Below are 19,541 nucleotides of genomic sequence, written 5' to 3'. Positions count from 1 at the left end.
TAATACTACCGGAAATGCCATAGAATAACGTCAATATTTCTAGGTGTCCAGCTGTAAGTTTTAAAAATTTTATTTAAATGATTTGCTTTTTTACGATAGATATCAATTAAATATACTGCATCTTCTATCTTCAAATTTTGTGGATTCATTTGTTTTATTTTTTCATCAGTTTTAAATTCTTCAGTTTTTAATAACGCTCGAACAACCATTTCATCCACCGTACCAAAGTAGCTTGGAAATAATAACGCTAGTAATCCTGATGCACCAGCTACACCAAGTCCGTTGATTTGTGTAGCGTACATTAATCCCAACTTAGTATTAGGTAATTCAAAACTAAAAATTTCCTTTTGAATTTTACTTAACTCTGATAGATTATTTTTATGTTTTTCAAAATGTGATCTTGAAGTAGCTAATCTATTTTTTGCCGTATATTTCCAAACGAAATAACTATCGTATAAAAAATCATAAAAATCTTCTACTTCAAGTTGACTCACATAATCAATATTAATCCTCGATAATTTTGTTTCAATACAATTATCTCTACCAGTTTCTACCATAGCTTCTGTTAAAGCTTTTTTCCAAATTTCTTCATCTTCTGATTGCCAAATTTCATTAATATTCATACTTACCTCCCAAAGAATGTATCTGAACTTCTATTCAATTAAATTTACATTTGTTTTCTCAAAATTTATTATACTATTCTCTGACTTCAGAATAAAATTATTTTTTATCTTTTCGTATTCACTGGCTTTTTCTTTTATATCCTTTAAATTTTTTTCAAGCGATTTCTTGATTTCTTTTACAACTTGATCCCTTCCTTCATTCTCTAACTTTGTATAAAGGTCTTCAATAAATCTCATATTCACTTTGTTAATTTTCCATTCGGCAACGTTCCACCATTTCCAATTTTCTTTCTTCTTTTTTACTCCTGTCGTTAACATTAATTCTTCAACAATTTTTTTATATTCTTCTGGAATCTCACCAGTAAATACGAGCTTTATCTTTCCGACACTATTTCCTCCTTTATTTAATATTTCGAAAGCATACATTTTGTGGTTACTCCATCCACCTGGGTGAGACAAAGGTAAATCTGGAAATAAATTAGTGAATTCTGGTATTTGGAATCTCACTATAGATTTTCCGCTATACTTGGGATCAAAAATTATTTCATTTTCTTTAGCAATCTGTTCCAAAGCTTCAATGTATAATTCACTCATTAAACTTAAATTATCTGGTATATTTTCAAATATTAGATCCAATGCTTCTTTATGTTGTTGATAAATTTTTCTAACGATTTCTTTGATTTCATCATCCATTCCGACATCTCTCCTTAAAATATCAACATAGTCTTTTATCAAATAATATACTTTCTTTTCCATACTATTTTTTTGCATTAATTGCTCCAGTATTTCAACGATATCCTTGTAAGTAATTATGCCCCAACTTGGATTTGTGGGTTCATTTCCATCTGGAGTTAAAAAAACAAAAATTTTTTTATAGCTAGAATAATTGCGTTCTATATATCTCTGGTATTTATTAAGTTGCCCTCTAGACTCCGAAGACAGAATTTTATTTTCGATACACACCACTATTTTATTTTTTTCCGATACCAATAAAATATCAATATTATTATTTTCCCTGTAAACAATTAAATCTTCATAGCTATTAAGTAAAGCATCAAAATAATTGATAGCAGCTTTGGTATCATCATTAGAATCTATATACCTTTTCAAAAACATTTTAAAAAACTCATCAGATAAATTGTGGGTTTCATTTGGAGCAAACAAAAAAGCTAAAAAATTACTATGTCTTATTTCATTTTTAGATAGCTTAAGTATCTGAAATATATTTGCTTTCCCAGTCCATTTAGATAGCCTTTCTTCAATATCATCCATATCCTCCAATAGATTTTTTAAACACTTTTTTTCATCTATCATATTTTTTCTCCTTGCCATCATTCTAACTAAAATTTTACGTATTTGTTTCTATGTCTACATTATCTTTTTAACAGTATCTATTTTTCTCTTGCAACTTACTTGGCTACCAAAGCAAATAACAAAGTTATTTATAAATTTCTCCCAACCACTACCTATTGCTATTATTTAAAATAGGGATAATTTTTTCTCTTAAAAAATATCATCATTTATGATACGGAGCTGCGTATCATGAGTGAATGATATTCTTAGAAATATTTCATAAAAATAGCTATGATTGTAACTCAATCATAGCCAAATAATTATTTTTCAATTAATAACTCCAAAAATTCTCTATTCTCTTCATACTCAATTGGAGTCAGTAATTGATATGAGGGGTTATCAAGATTTATAATATTGAGCTCTAAGTCATTATCAAAGTTACTTCTCTTGAATCCTAACGTTGATATTATGCACTGAGAATTATCCATAATATTATTAAACAAATATTCGAAAAGTTTTCCTTTCTTTTCGTCATCTAATTCACCATGGTTCGGGGAATCTAGGATGATAGGAAATTTTATAGCTTCTGGATTGAACTCATTCTTCAATTTAAGGAGATTAAAATACCATACTATAGTAATTACTGATGTATTACTCCCTGTGGCAGAAACTACATTTCGAATATTTTGGATAGACTTATCAGTAATTTCTTCTAGACCAAATTTTATTATATCTTGCTTCATTGATTGATAATAACTAGCATTAACTTTTGACTTTTTCTTTTTGAATTCATCCAGTTGTTCATTAATAAACTTAATTCTATCCTTCAATATTAAAACCTTATTATGCTCAGCAGACCATTCTTGATTAAGTTTAGCCTGTAAATCCGAATATCCTTGCATTTTAATGATTTCATCTTGATTTTTCACTGATCCTCGTAGTATTTTTTTGTACTCTTTTAGTTTATTCGAATATTTATAGTATGTTTCTTCTTCTTTTTCAATGTCTTTTTCTGTCTTTAATAGTACTTTTTGTAAATCTAGACTAGTTTGTGAGAGATCCTCAAGATTAATATTTTTGATTACCCTAATTTCTAGAGTATCATGTAGGTCTTGTCTGCATAAAGGACACGTGTGCTCCTTCATAATTTTTCTCAAATCACTATCTTCAATTCTCTTATGATATTTGACATTTTCTAATGAAAAAAGTATTTCTGCATGACTATTTCTTAGCCTGATTAATTTATCTTTTATTTTTTTAAGGTTACTGTATATTTTTCTATATTCATCTTCTCTACGATTCAGTTCTATTCTTAGAGTTTCTACATTCTCGGGTACAGCTTTCGGGATGTCCTTTTTAATTTTATCAAGCATATTACCAATAACATTCAATTCATCATTTTTATTCCTTAACTCCTCACTTAGTTTGTCTTTGTTGGTAGTTAATTCAAAAAAATTCTGATCAAAGAGACCGAAATGGCAATATAGTAAATTTTCCTTGTAGTTAGTAAATTGACTCAAATTTCTAAACGAATCAAAGGAACTGCCATGCATATGATCTTGGTCAATATAATTAAGCATATAAGCAAAAGCAGGAGGAGCAATTTCTAATTTTTTCTCATTTCTCGAGGGTAAATAGACTGAGAAACCATAGATATCATATAATATTTTAGCAAGTTTCGAAGCACTTTCTGTCGCTACGATTAATTCATTCTCAGCATCAAACAGTTTGAATAAACTCCCAGAACGTAAAATACTATAGTTTACACCAGAAACATTAAATTGCACAATAAAAACCATTTTTTCAAGAAGTAATACTTTGTCTAAATGACTTTCAGCTCCTAAAGCATGATAAATACTTTTTAGAATTAATGACTTTCCAACTTTGTTACCATTTCGTTGATTAGAAGTCAAAATATTAACTCCATCAGTAAATTCTATCTTTTTAGCTTTTTTTTCGGCGGTCAAAAAAAGTTGGACATTTTTAATAATTAAACGATTGTCCTTCATCACATCATTTCCTCCAATTTTATTAGAGCTATTAAGGCGAATATCTCTTTTTCATTTTTACTATACTCAATCGGAAATTTTATTTCAGTAATTTCTATATATTGTCTAGCAAAGTCAAACGTCTCACCATCATCGAGCTCAATTAATTTAACTTGAATATCTTCAGTTATGCTTTTCATCAACTCTCTTAAATGAAAAGTTCTTTTAATATCAGAAAGGAGTATTTGTATGTATTTGAAATATTCAACACGCCTTACTGGATTTTTAATGACTAGTTTAATCTCTTCACGACACTTCTGAGCCATGGAGAACATACGTTCTGAATACTTATCTAGAATAACTTCAAAACGGTTAGCTGACAAGCCTTTTTTTTCTAAAACATCATTATATGAATCAAATTGTCCTTCAAAGTCTGCTCTTAGTTGAACTTCTTCTGCCAAAACATTCAACAATGCGGCTGGCTTAATAATATCATCTTCATATATTTCATTATAAAAGGTATTAATTTTACCAATCATAGTTTCTTTGTAACTGTGTATGGGTAAATCTGTCGTAATAAAAAAGATATCTTTAAGGTTTATTTCTTCATCATTAAATTCTTTTTTAAGAGAAGAAAGAATTTTTTCTTTATTTTTATCGCTAATTTGAGTAAAAGCAAGCTCAGCATTTGGTTGAGCATTAGCTAATGGATCATTAAATTGAAGGTTTGATACTATAGCAAGCTTAGACAATTTACTACCTTCCTTAATTTCTTTTGACCGAATTTTATAAAGTGTACCAATAATTGATTTTTTTTTCTTACCAACTGTTGTTAATTTACTAGTAGTATAAGATTTGGCTGAGGAGGTTTTTACTTGATAAAATTCATATGAACCATCGTAATGTAACTCAATATCACAGACATAGTCAAAAACCATAGTAAACTCTTGAGATTCGAGAAATACATCTAGAAATTTGTTTAACCCCCAAAAAACTTCAAATTTAAATCTATTTTTACTTCTGGAACCAGCTTCATCAGCTTCATAAGTCATATAATTTCCACGTGTCATTTGCTCGCCCCTCCATGATAAAATACAATATCATTGATATTATACCACGATACTGTATTGCATTATAATTCTCTTAAAATTTATATGAGACCCCTACTGTAAAATTAAATTTTTTACCACTCACTATTTAAGTGAACAATACACTTTTATCCTCATTTATATTTTTTCAATTAAACCGTATGTTTCAATTTATTATATCTAGAAATTTCTGTATTGATGGTTTGAAAAGCATCATTACAATATAAATAGAAGCACCTTAAAATACTATTTCCATAGTTCTAGAGATCTCATAATACTATTTATAGATTAAACACAACTTTTCTATAATAAACTTTTTTTTACGTAGAATTAGTTTTATAATACAGGAAGAAGTGCTCGACTTCATTAATATAAGTCTCTAATCATTAAATGTGGCGTTGGGGCTTTTTATTTTTTTACATTAATCAATCGATCCAAAAATAATAAAAATTAGATATATACGTGTGTTCAATTATCTATTTCTAGGGGGAAAAAATGAATAGTGAACTAAAAAAGTATTTTGATGAAAATGGTATAACTCAACAAAGTGAAAAATTGTTTGTTGAAGAGTTTGTAATTCCTATCATTGGCAATGATAAATTGAAATTTTTAAAGGCACAAGAACCTTTTATTGATCAATCTGGAAAGCAACGACGCATTGATTTTGCTTTTCATGACGAAGGTCTAAATAAAATAGCCTTTGAAATAGACGGAGAATCTTATCATGCTGAAGGAGCAATATCCTCAGAAGAATTTGATGATAGCTTATTTCGACAAAATGAGTTGATTATCAATAACTGGTATATTCTTAGATTCTCCTATACGCAATTACAAGATTCCACTAAACGGAACTACGTTTTCGAAACTATTAGAAATGCAATTGAAAAATACAGACCTGATCTTCTACCATCTGTGCCAATAAAAGCAAACGGAATACAAAAACAAGCCTTGAAAAATATTGACTTCAGTCGCTCTATTGGAAAAAGGAAAGGCATCATTATAATGCCAACAGGTACTGGTAAAACATACCTGTCGGCAATGGATATGAAAAGGTTCTTATCTGAGCAAGATCCAGAAAGTCGAGGCCTTTTTGTTGTTCATAACTTAGAAATACTTCGCCAAGCTATGAAGGCCTATTCCAAGATATGGGGGGGAGATGTATTACTCGGAAAACTTGATGGTAAAGAAAAGGATAATATTAAGTCATCAAAAATTCTCTTTGCATCAAAAGATTCTTTAGTCAGTTCCAAAAACATTTCCCTATTTGAACCGAATGAGTTTAGTTACATTGTTATTGATGAAGTACATCATTCACAAGCAAAATCATACAAAAAAATATTTGAGTATTTTAATCCTAAATTTATGTTAGGTATGACCGCCACACCAGATAGAAATGATCGAAAAGATATAATGGAATTATTTGATTATCAAAAAATAGCTGAATTTACATTTCACGATGCCATAGATGCTGGATTTCTTGTTGATATAGAATACCATGGATTAACTGATGATATTGATTATTCAAAAATTAAATTTAACGGCAATAAGTATGATGTTCAAGATTTGGATAGAGTGCTCAATATACAAAGCAGAAATAGAGCTATCCTCGAAAAATATAAAAAATACATTAATGGAGATAAAGCAATTGGATTTTGTGTGTCAATAGATCATGCAAATCGAATGACACAGCTTTTTAATGATAACGGTATAAGGGCTGTTTCCATAAATTCAGGTGAACCTGATGCAACAAGATTAATTGAAGACTTTAGGAACAATGAATATAATATTGCTTTTACCGTAGATATGTTTAACGAAGGTGTAGATATTCCAAATGTTCGAGGTCTACTATTTTTACGCCCTACTGAAAGTAAAAACGTATTTACACAGCAACTAGGTCGAGGTTTAAGATTAGCTACTGGAAAAGAAAAAGTCATAGTTTTAGATTTTATTGGTAATTATCATAAAGCAAACAAGATACGTGAATGGTTATCCAAAAGTGCTTCTAAAGCCAAAAACGAAGATGGTCAGTTCACTGGAAAAGTATTTTATGATTATGGTGACCATATTAATGTTAACTTTGATGACAGAGTAGAACAAATAATGACCCAACAAGATTTGAATGCTACGACGTATACAAAAGAAGATTTGAAAGAAGAATATTATTCAATTAAGGACAAGCTCTCTGGCAAACGTGTTAATATCGAAGATTGGAAAAGCGAGAGTCTAATACCTATCTCATTTGTAAATAGACACTTTGGAAGTTGGCATCAATTTCTAAATGAATTAAATGAACTAACTGAATCAAGTTATCACTATCCTCAAGGGACTTCACTAGGTCATATCATGTATATTTTGCACCACCTTTCAATATCAAAAAGAGAAGGTTCATTAATTGATGAAAAATATATTCGAATGACTGGTGATTTGAGTAAAGATCGCCGAACAAGCACTCTACAAAGGCAATCTAAATATAAAATTCAAGCACTCATGGAATTAGGACTTCTAGAAGATGCACGGAAAATAAAGTCAAATGATCTTATTTTAACAAATACAGGAAAAGACTTAGTAGGCGAATTTAAGCCACTATTACAAAAAATTAACATTAACTTAACTGAACCACTATCTTGGAGAATGCAAAAAAATGAATCTTATTTTAACAATGAGATCGCTAAGTTTCTTGACAATAATTCTAATGCTAAAAAACTTTGGTTTAGTATTCTATTAAATTTTGATGCTTTTGAACAATTACTACATGTTTTTTATAGAGAACTCCAAACAGAAATAATTTCAAAGAATAACCTTTATAAAAATTTTTTTCAATCCCCTTATGTACTATCCTTCATAGAATCTAATGGGATTGAAATCCCTTCGTTAGAAGGAAGTAGGAGAAGAGTTCCATTCTTAAATAATTTAGCCGAAAGCATTGGAATTTTAGAAATAAAGCATTCTGAACTAGTTTTAAATAAGTTTGCAGTATACAAAAAGCTTCTCATCTTAAATGGGAATGAAACTAAGCAAGAACTTTCAAAAAGAAAAAAATTAGCTGAAGCACCTCGTAGTTTTAATATTTCAGAAGAACTAGAAAATATGAAAGAATTATTTGGCCCTAAATTCGGAACTGATAATTTCTTATTTACTAAAGACGATGTTCTAGTTCTTGAGGAGTTCTAAATGCATAAAAATACAATAAAACTTATTATTGACGATTGCCTTAATGTTCTTGAAACGCTCCCAAACGAATCAGTAGATTTGATCCTGCTAGATCCACCATATAATATTAGTTTAACCGACTGGGATATCTTTACAGATTATATTAGTTGGGCACAACTATGGATAACTGAAGCCTATAGAGTACTCAAAAAAAACGGAAACTGTATAATTTTTGGAGGCACTCAATTTGAAGGAAAAAAAACTGGTGATTTATATGAACTCATTCACTATATCCGTCATAATACAAAATTCAACATTGCAAATACTATCGTCTGGTATTATAAAAACGGAATTTCAGCAAAACGTTTTTTTGCAAATAGGCATGAGGAAATCATTTGGATTGTTAAAAATAAAAATTACTATTTTGATTTAGATGCCGTCAGGGTTCCATATAACGAGGAAACTAAAACTTTGTATCTAAAGGATAAACGATTGAATCCTGAAACTATAGAAAAGGGGAAAAATCCCACGAATGTATGGGAAATCGGACGGTTAAATGGAAATTCCAAAGAAAGAGTAGGTCATCCTACACAAAAGCCTAAAGAATTAATAAGACGAATTATTCGAGGTTTAAGTCCTGAAAACGGACAAGTATTAGACTTTTTTGCCGGTTCTTGTGTAACAGGAATAGTTGCAATAGAGGAGAAACGATCTGCAATTTTATGTGATACTGACCCATTAGCAAAAGATTACTTAAAAAAACATTTTGATAATACTTTTTTCAATTTAGATGATTTTTTATAGAGTAAAGAACCTCACAAAGCTAGAAGTGTCTTGTGAGGTTTTTCTTTTTTTAGTTATTGTCATTATTTTTTATCGTTGCTTTACCATCGATCCAATTTTTTATCATCCTATCAGATGGAATTTCTTGAAGATTATGTTTATGAACTAAAGTAATAATTGTATCCTGTAATTCTCTAAAAGTATATTCTTCGTTTAAATAATTTTTAGGAATTAAATCAAATACTGACTGTTGACTCATAACTTTTTTAGAAACATTAATAGGTTTCATATAAGTGATATAGGCACTCTTTGGATTAGTATCATTAATACTATTGGTATGAAATGTTGTTCCTCTTTCATTCCCAACGAAATCAACAAATTCAAAACCAATTCTATTAATCATAACATCTCTAAGTACATTCCATATTGTGTCAAATTTTGACTGAAATACTAAAGTAAAGTAAGCTCCAGGTTTAAGTACTCGAAACACCTCAGAAAATGCTTCTTCTATCATAGTTCCCCAAGCTTCAGCCCATTCTTGCTTTTTATCGTAATCCATTGGAATATTTATCTCATTTTCTAAATCTTCTTTTTCATCCAACCATGCAGAATAAAATAAATTGAGTTCAGCGTATGGTACTATTCCACCATATGGCGGATCAATAAAAGCGTAATCGAATAAATTATTTTCAAAAGGAAGTTCTCGAGCATTCGTTTTAATCGATATAATATTATTTTTTTGATTCGGAGTTATCAATTCATCAATAAATCGTTCGCATTTTAAGAGGGTTTTATACTTCCTCTCAAACACTGTAAGAACATTTTGCTCTTTACCAATTGGTGGAATATGATATACGTTTTTAATACCCGAAGATTTAAATAAACGACTTGAACTTCTAAATAAAGATTCAGTAAAGACAAATTTGAAAAAAAGTTTTGTCTCACTATCATCAATTCTTGTTTCTATATAGTTATTAATAATCTTAAGGGCAAGCAAATTTTTTTCTGAAAATAACGCCCCAACTTTTGAATGTATAGGAAATCCTGGCCAGCCACCTACCCGAGGATAGCTCCTATTATACACGATTTTTTCATCCGGTTCCCATAATTCAGGATACTTTTCCATTACGATAGCAACATTATTATCCCAATCCTCAATATCTTCTTGAGACACTTCCCTATTTTCCTTGATTAATTTTTTTGTATTGGGATCGTTGTATTTGAGGATGACTTCAACAGGGCGTCTACTTTCAATTTTCAAGTCTTTAATTGATTGTTCAGCGATGTTGATTTTGGTCTCGCAATTCGGACACATATATTCTGATCTAACGCCTGTTTCATTATTATTCAAATTTATCTCATTGTTACAGTTAGGGCATCTATAAATATTAGAGGAAATAATAGTTTGTAAAACACCAATTTCGCCAGTTTTACTTTTAGTTCTGTAAATCATATCAATATCCGGTTTTAAATCATTGATTATTTTTTTATATGTTGCTTCAATTTTGTTCAAATCTAGAATACTAAAAATATTCTTTTGAATAAAATTTGCATATGGACTATCATCTATTAAAACAGCTTTTCTATTTTCAATTGCAGCAGCAATTCCAGTAGACCCACTGCCAGAAAAACTATCGAGGACTACTGCTCCTTCATTCGTGTACTCACGAATGAATTTTTGAATATTAGGATAATAAATTTTGCTTGGGTAAGCAATAGATTTAAAAATGGTATTAGATTGTCTATCAGAATCATTCATTCCTTCAAAACTCTCAGTTCCACGTATTCCATTACTTTTAAGTTCCGTACTAAAAAAATCATTTGGTATTAACATTATAGACCTCCTACTTAATAGAATTGAAAAATTTCTATAATACTATCAATTCTTTGTGGTAACACGAATTATTTTATAAGTTGATTTCTAATATTCCTACTTTAATTGATTATCAATAAAGAAGTCAAGCTAATTATTACCTATTTTCGATACGCACCTCCCTAACTACTTCTCTAACGATTTCAAATCGCTAGAGAAGCGTTAGCGCCCCTCTAACGTTGTTTGATATAACCTAGACTAGATCGTTAACGTAAAGGGTGTTTTTAACACAAAAATAGCCGTATCCTTTGTTTTGGATACGGCTATTTGATATTGCTCATTCAATTGTTGTACCACGGCAGGCGTGAATTTCATTGTAATCTCCAATATCTCCTTATGGTTAGGATCAAAGGTTATTTTCTCAACAAAGGTACGATACAAGGCTTTGACTTGCTTCTTCTCACTCTGGGCAAGAAAACGATCCAAACTAGTCAATATCCGTTGGACATCTTTGACTTGAATCGGCTCTCCTTGTTGTTGAAAGATCCCTAAGATTTCATTTTCTCGAATGTGCAACTGTCGTCGTTTTTCAGTCAATTCGTCTAAGCGGTCTTTTAACATCGGAAACAATTCAGGACTATCTTCCAAAGCAGCTTCCCATTTTTCAATTTTAGTCTTCAATTCTTCCTTTCGTTCCAGTAACACCACGAGTTCTTGTTCCAATGGTTGGCTTTGTCGCGCTATTTCTTCATTTAACGCTGCCACCAATCGGGGAAGAACTTCTGGTAGCTGAATAATTTCCTTTAATCGGTCGGCGACAAATGTTTCCGCTTGTTCGGCACGAATCGAATTGGCATGACACACACTTGCTCCCTTATTTCGAAAAACTGAACAAGAATAATATCGAATCCGTTTCTTTGTGCCATCTTTTAGGGTATTTGTGACATTACTCGCTGCCATCGGTGCCCCACATTCTGGACAACGTAACAACCCCGTCAATACATTTTCACCTGTATGGTTCCATTTGGGTTGTTTTCCTTCTAAAGCAAAGCGTTCTTGTACTTTTTGATAATCTTCTTCCGAAATAATCGGTTCATGGGTTCCTTTCACTAAAATCGGTTTCGGATTCTTTCCTTTCCGTCGTTTGGTTTCCCAATTGATGTAGCGCGCATATTCTAAATACCCTGCATAAATTTTATTACGTAAGATATCTTTGACTGCCGTGGTAGAAAAAGCATTCTTTTTGACTGTTTGATATCCTTGACGATTCAAAAAATTGGCAATCGCTCGATACCCTGCTCCGCCTAAATATTTTGCATAGATCAGACGAACAATTTTCGCTTCTTCTGGTTCAATGACCAATTGTTTTTGACCATTCGCGTCAATACCACTGACATAGCCTAAACGTCGTCCTCCTGCATAACGCTTTTTATCTTTCACTAAGCTTTGCATTGACATTTGAACATTCTCCGCAATTTGGTTGCGTTCAAATTCACCGAAACTCCCAAGAAGTTGTAACATCAGTTTACCTGTCGAAGTGGTCACGTCAAATTGTTCCGAGATCGAATGTAACCCCACATCATATCGCAATAGTTCCTCGACGGTTTGTAAGACATCTAACATATTGCGTCCGAGACGGGTCAATTTCCAAATCACTAGTAGATCAAAACGATGGTTCCGAGCATCGTTCATCATTCGTTGATAGGCGAACCGATTTTTTATGGATTTCCCACTGATTCCTTCATCCGCATAAACTTCTACTACTTCGTAGCCCATCCGTTCGGCAAACTGTCGTCCATTTTGTTCTTGTGCTTGAATACTGTGTCCTTCTAAAGCTTGTTCTTGTGTACTCACTCGAATATATAATGCGACTCGTTTGGTTAGTGTCGTTTCCATAGATCATTCGTTCCCTTCTAAAATATTTTGTGTCAGTTGTCGGAAGTAAATCCCACAGACTGTTTTTTCCTTTGTTACCTCAATCCGACAAACATGGTCACATAACAATTGTCGACTAGAGAGGTCTTTTAGTTGAAGCCATTCTTTCACTTTTGCTTCACACTGTTGAAGTGAAAGAAACGAAGAAGTAGACATCGGCTTTTGAAGAGCTTGCAGTTGTTGCTTAAGTTCTTCTAGTGAACAATTGCCCTCTTCAAATGCCTTGAGCCATCGTGCTTCTTGCTTCTTTTGTTGGATTACTTTATGTTTTTCATCTTTTCGCTTTTCGGCTAACTGTTGCGTCAATTGGGCAATCAAAGCCTGATAAACACCTTCGTGTTGGAAAAACGTCTGTACCTTTTCCAATACTTCTGACTCAACCCTTTCTGCCCGAAGAAAGATTCCTTGGCAGCTTCGGTCGGTACAATGATAATAATGAAGCGTCTTCGTCTTCTTTGTATTCCATTGATACTTCGAACTCAGATGACGACCACAGAAGGGACACCGAATTTTTTGACGTAATAAGTACGGATACGTATCTTTTTTAGCTGTACGTCTGGATTGTCGAATCTCTTGAGCTTGTAAAAAAGTTGTTTTTGAGAGAATCGGTTCAAAGGTTCCTAGATACTTCCCCAAAGATCCTCCTTTGATTTCACCATAGTACAATGGATTTTTTAGGATACTATAAATGTGATAGGGCTGAAAAGGACGTTCGCGGAAGAAGAGCTTTTGTTGCGTCAATCGTTGACACAGTTTTTTGTAGCCATAATTTTGGGTTACATAAAGTTGAAAGATATGGCGGACAACTTTTGCTTCATGTGCTTCTTGTTGGATTTTCCCATTCACTAAACGATACCCATATGGAACCGCAGAAGACAAATATTGCCGTTGTTGTTTTTTATAGGCAAGTCCGGCACGAACATTCTCAATAATGACGTTTCGTTGTTGTTCTGCAAAAGTGAACAATAATTGCACAAATAGTTTATTCGTTGACGCGTGCGAGAAAGAAGCAGGAAGAGGTTCAGAAATCGAATAAACTTGAACCTGATGTTGTTGGCACAACTCAATAAATTCTAAGGCTATTTTGGCTTGACGTGCCAATCGATCATAACGCCAGACATAGATCACCCCCTCTTCTTCTGACGCACAAACCCAAGCTCTAAGCTGTCGAAAAGCTGGACGATCCGCTTGTCCCCCAGATTCTCCCTTATCTGAAAATCGTTGGGGAATTTGTTCATATTCCTCTAAAACATACTCTTTCACTGCATCATATTGAGCGTCATTACTGATTTTCGCCTCTTCGTAAACAGACGTTCGATCATAACAAGCCACACGCATGCTTGATTCCTCCTCCTAGCCATTTCTATAACTTTAAGTACTTACAGTAAAATATTCACTGATCAAAAAGGAAAGAAAATCGACTAAGAATCGTTTTCTTTCCTAAATACTTAAAATATGCAAAACGTTCAATCAGTTCCAATTCCTAAACCAAGTTTATTCTTCTTTCTTATTTACTGCCTCTTTTCCATTTTGGTTGAAATAAAAAACAAGCCCAATAGCTAATTCAAAAATAAAATCCTCCATAAAAAATAGTCCTCCAATCGTTATAATTCCATGAGACGATGATATTCAATCATACCTTTTTCCGTAAGCTTCCATATATATTGAACACGTCCGCTTCTTGTTATTCTTTTCTGGTTTGTTTCCAGTAGCTCATCATTTTTAAGAGCATTTAATAGACCAGAAACTTCTCTATCAGTTACCTTATACAAATAAATCTCCTTAAGTATCTCAAACGAATAAAAAGGACTCATTTGATATTTTTCGACTAATGCTATAAAAAATTTAGCCTTCTTTGTATTTCTTCTCATTCTCTTCCTCCTGTTCTAATAAATCACCCTTGTTTCCTTGGGTATTTTCTGAAAAATAGATACTTAAGTCCACCACAAACTGACCATTTTCTTCTTTTAATAGCTCTGCTACTAAAGAATCGAAATTCAAATCATTCATTTAATCCTCTTCTTTCTGTAACGTCACTGGCTAACTACCACTTTCATGAAGCTAGAAATTTCATTTTTCCACAATGAAGTTCTTGTTGGCATATATATTCAAGATATCTTTCATACCAAGTTGCTAAATTTCTACGTCTCACTTCTGAATAATTCTCCGTATGAGAGCGAAATTGCAAATTACGTTTTAAAATGCTTGATATATAAGAGGAAAACTCAGATGAATTTTCAACCAACGTTGCAATAACACGATTTGCCCAGTCATGTCGAAACCTTAACTCTGTTCTGAACCAAATATCTTGTGTTTTCGTCTCTAATTTTTTATCATAAACGACTACCGAGATATCACTCGCTCGTTTTCCAAAATAGATACTATCACCGATTATGTCAGACGAGGATATTCTAGTTTCTTGAATTGTTCTGCATGTACGAAAGCGCGACGTAACTAACCTCTGATTGAGATATCGTTGAACTCGCTTTGTAGTTAAAGTATCCGAAGTAAACCCATCAATTGCTATATCCAGTCTTTTGATGTTGTAGCTTTTGATTGAAATATTTTCTCCTACTTTCATTAGTTTAAAAAAGAACTGTGTCCATTGATGATTCACTTGGCATTCTAGATATCGACATCCTTTTGAACGAATCTCTAGCAAGACAACTGCTTTCTCTCCCTTGTTTTCATAATGGAGAAATAAAAAGCCATTTGTAAGAACTTTATTAAAGCCACGTATACTACTTTCCAATAGTTCAAGTTCTTCGATAATGGAATAGTCAAATAAATATCTACCAACTTCAGCTACGTTTGCTTCAACAAATGAAATCATTACATAATCAATCACAAGCGTTGGATGTTTTGTACTCCTAGCTTGTTCTTTCATAAAATAAATCTCCTTTCTTTACCGAGTATTCAAATATGAAAAAGTATCTGTTAAAATAACAATATACCTTATATTTTGAACAATTTAATTTAATCACAGTCATCGTATTGAATCATCAGGCAGATGGTGGGCAATTGGTGGGCAATATATATTTTGAAAGGATGTTTATTATGTTTCATGTACTTTATGAATTTCAATTCGTTGAAATCGTTAAAGAATTTTTTGAATTACCTTATAAAAGTGACAATAGCTTAAGTTTTGATTCGGCTTTTCAAAACTGCGCGAAACCAGAATGGAATAAAATAAAAAATAGAAAACGAAATTTTACTAGCGTGGCGAAGCAAGAATTTGATTTCTTCAGGATTACAAATTCTCCAGAGTATGTACCAGCAAACAATAAAATTTTTTCCGAGGTAGGTTATATTGAACTTCTTAATAAATTTATGAAATACGCCATAACCTTTGATGACGTCACTATCAAGAAATTTTTTCAATATGAAGAATTCTCTAAGGACTTAATTTCAGAGTTAGTTAATTTCATGATGACACAATCTAAGCCTTATAAATTAACTAACGATGCACAATTTGTATTAGAGAAAATAGAATCGATTACTGATGATAATGGGATCTTTAAGCTTGGACAAATTGGTTGGTCACCACAGAAGTATTTAATTCCTCTTCTAAAAAAAGAGACAGAAACTCTCTCACTAATGAATATTTCCTCTATTTTAGCCGAATTATGGAGTACTAAAAAAATTGTTCCTTGTCCACTAGATCCCACTAAAATAAAAGAGAAAGAGAAGGAAAAAGAGAAAGTGGAAAAACAAGAAGAGGAAAACAATCATTCCAATCTGTATATAGAAGTAAATTTAGATTATCCGGAAGATGTTCCTTTTCCTAATGGAAATTATTACACACTCTATATAAAAAATAAGCGTAACTCTCTATATTATGGTGAATGGGATGGGCTAAAACATGTTGCTAAGGAAAAAAAAGGGATATTTAAAAAAGTAACAGGGGATTTATATCAAGAAATAGAAAAGATTAGAAAGAGTCAAGAAATTTCCGAAAAAAGTAAAACGTATATCATTGTTAATAAGAAAAATATGAGCATCATTCATTCGAATATCGAATTCTGGAGCTCCTTTAAAAATAAAATTCATACTGTTAAATCAAAATTATCAATGACCTTATCTCCAAATGAAATCATTCACTACCGTGTCTCAAAAACAAAAAATCTCAATACTTTAATTTTGCCTTCAAATTTGTGGGAATGGCAGCTCTTATCGCCAGAAATAGACTTAGATAGGCATCTATTTGAAACCGAAACTGAGTAATAATTAATTGACTATCTTAGCTGATACTTTACTGATATACCTAGTATTACATTAAGGTATCAGGGTACTTATAATGCATTTGCTTAGCTACTTTAATGTTACAAATAAACTTAATAGAGCCCCTACTAAGTTTTATTTAGCAGGGGCTCTTAATTATCACTCTTAATTACTTTTTCTAAGGATAAATGTGATTATACCCATGCATACCAATACATTGATACACGCTTCAATCCCTGTAAGTACGAAATTATTTTCTATACTAGTAACTTCATCAGAAATGTTTCTAATATTTCAGTACATATTTCTTTAAAACTACTATTCTCAGTCTATAATATTATTTAATCATTTGAAAATTGTTAGTCATTCCAACACGTTGAGAAATTCTTCCATCTGTATAAACACGGAATTGTTTTCCTCCATTCATTACCGTATTTCCAATATCATCAGTAGAAATATCAACTGGATAAAATTCTCCATTTTCATCTTGCATTAAATCTTTTCTATATTGGGTGGATTCAATAATATTAGTATTTGCTTCATTTTTATCTGGAGACTCATAAATCCATAACGCTTTATTATTTAGTACAGTTTCTTTAGCAGCTTCCCAACTTGAAATTGCTGAGCTACTTGTAGATTGTGTCGTTGTAGTTGTTGCTTGTTGAGTAGATTCTTCTACTACTGGAGTTTGAGGAGTTTGTCCATTCACAATATCACTGAAACCTTGTTTTAACTGTTGGTTCTGAGTTTCATTGAAGTACATGTAGTTTTTATCATTGCCTTGATTTTGTTGCGTTAAATAAACTTTAGGTTGTCCATTTTGAAAACCAAAGAAATATACATGCTGCCCTAAATATTCTCCAGTTTCTACATCAGAATAAACTGCTACTAAATTAAATCCTGCATTTCCAGTTCCATCTTCTGACCATTGTACAGTAACTGGTGCTTCATTGATTGCCATTTTCCAATTTCCATCAATAACTGCACTTGGTAAAGGCGTACCATACAGACTTACATTGTTCTGAGGATTGTAGCTTTTATATTCTTGACCTAATGTCTTTCCCCATTGTGGGACAAAAGTTGCTAATTGAGATGCTTTATTTGTATCCCATAATTCTTGTTTTATTTGAGAATCACTCGTATCTGAACTCGTTGCCTTACTAGACTCTGTTGTGTTAGTTTCTTGAGTAGTTTTTTCTATTTCTTTTGTAGAAGATTCCTTTCTTGTTGTTTCAGTTTCATGAGTTGTTGAATCCACTTGTTTCTTTTGTTCGTTTTGAGAGACAGTAGAACATCCTCCAAGTAAAAGAATCGTGCCTAATAGGAATAATCGTTTTGCTTTCATCCTGTTTCTTCTCCTAATAATAAATTTGAATTCATTCAAGAAAAAGAACCACCCGTATAAGTGGTTGCTTTTTCTAAATAATTATTTCTTTAACAGCTCTTGCTTCAATTGTTGAAACTCTTCTTCTGTAATCATATTCGTTTCCAACAAATGAGAAAGTCTTTCTAATTGAGAAAGAACTGTATCAGAAGATGCGATATCAGAAGACACTTCTTCAAATTCACCTTCTAAAATATCTAAATCTTGTTGGAGACTTTCTTCTGTATACGCTACATTTTTCCCTAACTCTGTTTGAAGCTTTGTTGCCATTGGTTTCATAGACAAGTAATTGATGCCTCCTGAAACAACGCCTCCCACAACTGGTACTGCTTTAGAAATACCTTTCGCGAAGGTATTTTTAGTTAACTTTGTACCAAAAATACCTAGTACTCGTTTGATTACTGGATAATACAACGTTTGTGTCAATGCTTTTTGAGGAATCTTTTTCAATGCTTGTGTAGATAACTTTCCAGACATCGCTCGTACGGCAGAACCTGCAGAAGTTACTCCAAGCATAATTCCCAAATACAATATCAGCGTATTCTTTGCTTCTTCACTGAGCTCTCCATTCTCTCCCATTAAATCCTTAAATCCATAAATGTACGAAATTTCCTGTGCTAATCGTAATGAATAACCAAAGAACTGAAGGAGATCCGCTGGAATAGTTGCTGCCATAGCAATGCCTCCTGGAAGTCCAGTTGCTAACGATACCGCACTTGATTTCAAGGTAATCGATTGAATACATTTTTGTGCTTCACGATCTAGCATTTCTTTGGATAAAAATGCTTGTGGTCCCTTTTCTATGAGTCCTTCAATATCAGAAACTTTCCCTTGAAATGTTTGAATCAAAAATGCTCGACGATCAACTTTGACCATTGGTAATTTGAATGCTTCTTCTATGATTCTCAAACCTACTGTTTCTTCATTAGCCATGTACATGTTGCTCCTTTTGTTGTTGTCTGATAATACTTTGAATCCATCTCGTTGAAAAACCATACCGATCCGTTAATTTCCTAGAATCAATGGAATGGTTTTCTTGTACCATTGTTTCAATTTTTTGAGCGACTAATTCTCGGTCATACATTTTCATTGGAAACGATAACTGTTGCCCACGAAAAGCAATATAAAACTGATAAAGTAAATCCGTGTCTAGTCCCTTTTCCTCAAAAAATTCATAGATACTTTTATACGAACTCGTCAAACATTCCCCATCTACTTTCACTTGCTCACCTCCATTTCCTCTGACATTTTAAAAATATCATA

General features: G+C 32.2%; 16 protein-coding genes. 3 read left to right on the top strand and 13 right to left on the bottom strand.

The window, feature by feature from the left end:
- Positions 1-5: 5 nt before the first annotated feature.
- The 4 genes from IGL15_RS01335 to IGL15_RS01320 all read right to left on the bottom strand — a co-directional run bounded on the left by IGL15_RS01335 (position 6) and on the right by IGL15_RS01320 (position 4,974).
- The gene (locus IGL15_RS01335; RefSeq protein ID WP_002333861.1) at positions 6-623 is read right to left on the bottom strand and encodes a hypothetical protein; all 618 of its coding nucleotides are present in this window, start codon (positions 621-623) and stop codon (positions 6-8) included.
- A 30-nt stretch (positions 624-653) separates the two neighbouring features.
- Positions 654-1,937 (bottom strand): PD-(D/E)XK nuclease family protein, encoded by a 1,284-nt coding sequence (locus IGL15_RS01330; protein WP_002333860.1) that lies wholly within the window; start codon positions 1,935-1,937, stop codon positions 654-656.
- Positions 1,938-2,236: 299 nt separating this feature from the next.
- Entirely contained in the window at positions 2,237-3,925 is a 1,689-nt protein-coding gene (locus tag IGL15_RS01325) for a hypothetical protein (RefSeq protein WP_043952096.1), read from the bottom strand.
- Positions 3,925-4,974, bottom strand: a complete 1,050-nt coding sequence (locus IGL15_RS01320) for a dsDNA nuclease domain-containing protein (protein ID WP_052410492.1) — start codon at positions 4,972-4,974, stop codon at positions 3,925-3,927. Before IGL15_RS01320 ends, IGL15_RS01325 begins: the two co-directional genes overlap by 1 nt.
- A gap of 513 nt (positions 4,975-5,487) precedes the next feature.
- Between IGL15_RS01320 and IGL15_RS01315 the strand changes: the two genes are divergently transcribed.
- Together IGL15_RS01315 and IGL15_RS01310 are read left to right on the top strand one after the other, a co-directional pair.
- A complete protein-coding gene (locus IGL15_RS01315) occupies positions 5,488-8,163 on the top strand; it encodes a DEAD/DEAH box helicase (protein ID WP_052410491.1) in 2,676 nt (891 codons plus the stop codon).
- Complete coding sequence (locus IGL15_RS01310; protein ID WP_052410490.1) at positions 8,164-8,946, top strand: DNA-methyltransferase; 783 nt, start codon at positions 8,164-8,166, stop codon at positions 8,944-8,946. It abuts the gene before it with no gap.
- 49 nt (positions 8,947-8,995) lie between these two features.
- Here IGL15_RS01310 and IGL15_RS01305 read toward each other — a convergent pair whose 3' ends face one another.
- The 6 genes from IGL15_RS01305 to IGL15_RS01280 all read right to left on the bottom strand — a co-directional run bounded on the left by IGL15_RS01305 (position 8,996) and on the right by IGL15_RS01280 (position 15,560).
- Positions 8,996-10,759 (bottom strand): DNA methyltransferase, encoded by a 1,764-nt coding sequence (locus IGL15_RS01305; RefSeq protein ID WP_043952095.1) that lies wholly within the window; start codon positions 10,757-10,759, stop codon positions 8,996-8,998.
- 237 nt (positions 10,760-10,996) lie between these two features.
- Complete coding sequence (locus tag IGL15_RS01300) at positions 10,997-12,634, bottom strand: recombinase family protein (protein WP_438766409.1); 1,638 nt, start codon at positions 12,632-12,634, stop codon at positions 10,997-10,999.
- A gap of 3 nt (positions 12,635-12,637) precedes the next feature.
- Entirely contained in the window at positions 12,638-14,011 is a 1,374-nt protein-coding gene (locus tag IGL15_RS01295) for a recombinase family protein (protein WP_104771064.1), read from the bottom strand.
- A gap of 266 nt (positions 14,012-14,277) precedes the next feature.
- Positions 14,278-14,544, bottom strand: coding sequence for a hypothetical protein (locus tag IGL15_RS01290; RefSeq protein ID WP_002340115.1), 267 nt, complete (start codon positions 14,542-14,544; stop codon positions 14,278-14,280).
- Positions 14,519-14,683 carry a hypothetical protein gene (locus tag IGL15_RS01285; protein WP_002340116.1) on the bottom strand — a complete coding sequence of 55 codons (165 nt, stop codon included), beginning with the start codon at positions 14,681-14,683 and terminating at the stop codon, positions 14,519-14,521. Before IGL15_RS01285 ends, IGL15_RS01290 begins: the two co-directional genes overlap by 26 nt.
- A gap of 43 nt (positions 14,684-14,726) precedes the next feature.
- The gene (locus IGL15_RS01280) at positions 14,727-15,560 is read right to left on the bottom strand and encodes a replication initiation factor domain-containing protein (RefSeq protein ID WP_096573302.1); all 834 of its coding nucleotides are present in this window, start codon (positions 15,558-15,560) and stop codon (positions 14,727-14,729) included.
- 107 nt (positions 15,561-15,667) lie between these two features.
- Between IGL15_RS01280 and IGL15_RS01275 the strand changes: the two genes are divergently transcribed.
- Positions 15,668-16,897, top strand: coding sequence for a hypothetical protein (locus IGL15_RS01275; RefSeq protein ID WP_033627961.1), 1,230 nt, complete (start codon positions 15,668-15,670; stop codon positions 16,895-16,897).
- Positions 16,898-17,231: 334 nt separating this feature from the next.
- Here IGL15_RS01275 and IGL15_RS01270 read toward each other — a convergent pair whose 3' ends face one another.
- The 3 genes from IGL15_RS01270 to IGL15_RS01260 form a co-directional block, all read right to left on the bottom strand.
- Positions 17,232-18,239, bottom strand: a complete 1,008-nt coding sequence (locus IGL15_RS01270; RefSeq protein WP_104817301.1) for a DUF4767 domain-containing protein — start codon at positions 18,237-18,239, stop codon at positions 17,232-17,234.
- Positions 18,240-18,320: 81 nt separating this feature from the next.
- Positions 18,321-19,211, bottom strand: coding sequence for an EcsC family protein (locus IGL15_RS01265; protein ID WP_002324319.1), 891 nt, complete (start codon positions 19,209-19,211; stop codon positions 18,321-18,323).
- On the bottom strand, positions 19,204-19,500 hold the full coding sequence (locus IGL15_RS01260; protein ID WP_002324318.1) for a hypothetical protein: 297 nt from the start codon (positions 19,498-19,500) through the stop codon (positions 19,204-19,206). The genes IGL15_RS01265 and IGL15_RS01260 overlap by 8 nt, the downstream gene beginning before the upstream one ends.
- Between the last annotated feature and the right edge of the window lie 41 nt (positions 19,501-19,541).

The sequence above is a fragment of the Enterococcus sp. DIV0436a genome, assembly GCF_051711605.1.
Lineage (GTDB): Bacteria > Bacillota > Bacilli > Lactobacillales > Enterococcaceae > Enterococcus_B > Enterococcus_B faecium.
This window is presented reverse-complemented; position numbering and strand designations above follow the sequence as displayed.

Bases quoted from the DNA above. Each gene is read 5' to 3' on its own strand.
- IGL15_RS01320 (WP_052410492.1), bottom strand. From the start codon at position 4,974: ATGACACGTGGAAATTATATGACTTATGAAGCTGATGAAGCTGGTTCC.
- IGL15_RS01285 (WP_002340116.1), bottom strand. From the start codon at position 14,683: ATGAATGATTTGAATTTCGATTCTTTAGTAGCAGAGCTATTAAAAGAA.
- IGL15_RS01310 (WP_052410490.1), top strand. From the start codon at position 8,164: ATGCATAAAAATACAATAAAACTTATTATTGACGATTGCCTTAATGTT.
- IGL15_RS01305 (WP_043952095.1), bottom strand. From the start codon at position 10,759: ATGTTAATACCAAATGATTTTTTTAGTACGGAACTTAAAAGTAATGGA.
- IGL15_RS01270 (WP_104817301.1), bottom strand. From the start codon at position 18,239: ATGAAAGCAAAACGATTATTCCTATTAGGCACGATTCTTTTACTTGGA.
- IGL15_RS01280 (WP_096573302.1), bottom strand. From the start codon at position 15,560: ATGAAAGAACAAGCTAGGAGTACAAAACATCCAACGCTTGTGATTGAT.
- IGL15_RS01295 (WP_104771064.1), bottom strand. From the start codon at position 14,011: ATGCGTGTGGCTTGTTATGATCGAACGTCTGTTTACGAAGAGGCGAAA.
- IGL15_RS01325 (WP_043952096.1), bottom strand. From the start codon at position 3,925: ATGAAGGACAATCGTTTAATTATTAAAAATGTCCAACTTTTTTTGACC.
- IGL15_RS01315 (WP_052410491.1), top strand. From the start codon at position 5,488: ATGAATAGTGAACTAAAAAAGTATTTTGATGAAAATGGTATAACTCAA.
- IGL15_RS01335 (WP_002333861.1), bottom strand. From the start codon at position 623: ATGAATATTAATGAAATTTGGCAATCAGAAGATGAAGAAATTTGGAAA.
- IGL15_RS01330 (WP_002333860.1), bottom strand. From the start codon at position 1,937: ATGATAGATGAAAAAAAGTGTTTAAAAAATCTATTGGAGGATATGGAT.
- IGL15_RS01265 (WP_002324319.1), bottom strand. From the start codon at position 19,211: ATGGCTAATGAAGAAACAGTAGGTTTGAGAATCATAGAAGAAGCATTC.
- IGL15_RS01290 (WP_002340115.1), bottom strand. From the start codon at position 14,544: ATGAGAAGAAATACAAAGAAGGCTAAATTTTTTATAGCATTAGTCGAA.
- IGL15_RS01300 (WP_438766409.1), bottom strand. From the start codon at position 12,634: ATGGAAACGACACTAACCAAACGAGTCGCATTATATATTCGAGTGAGT.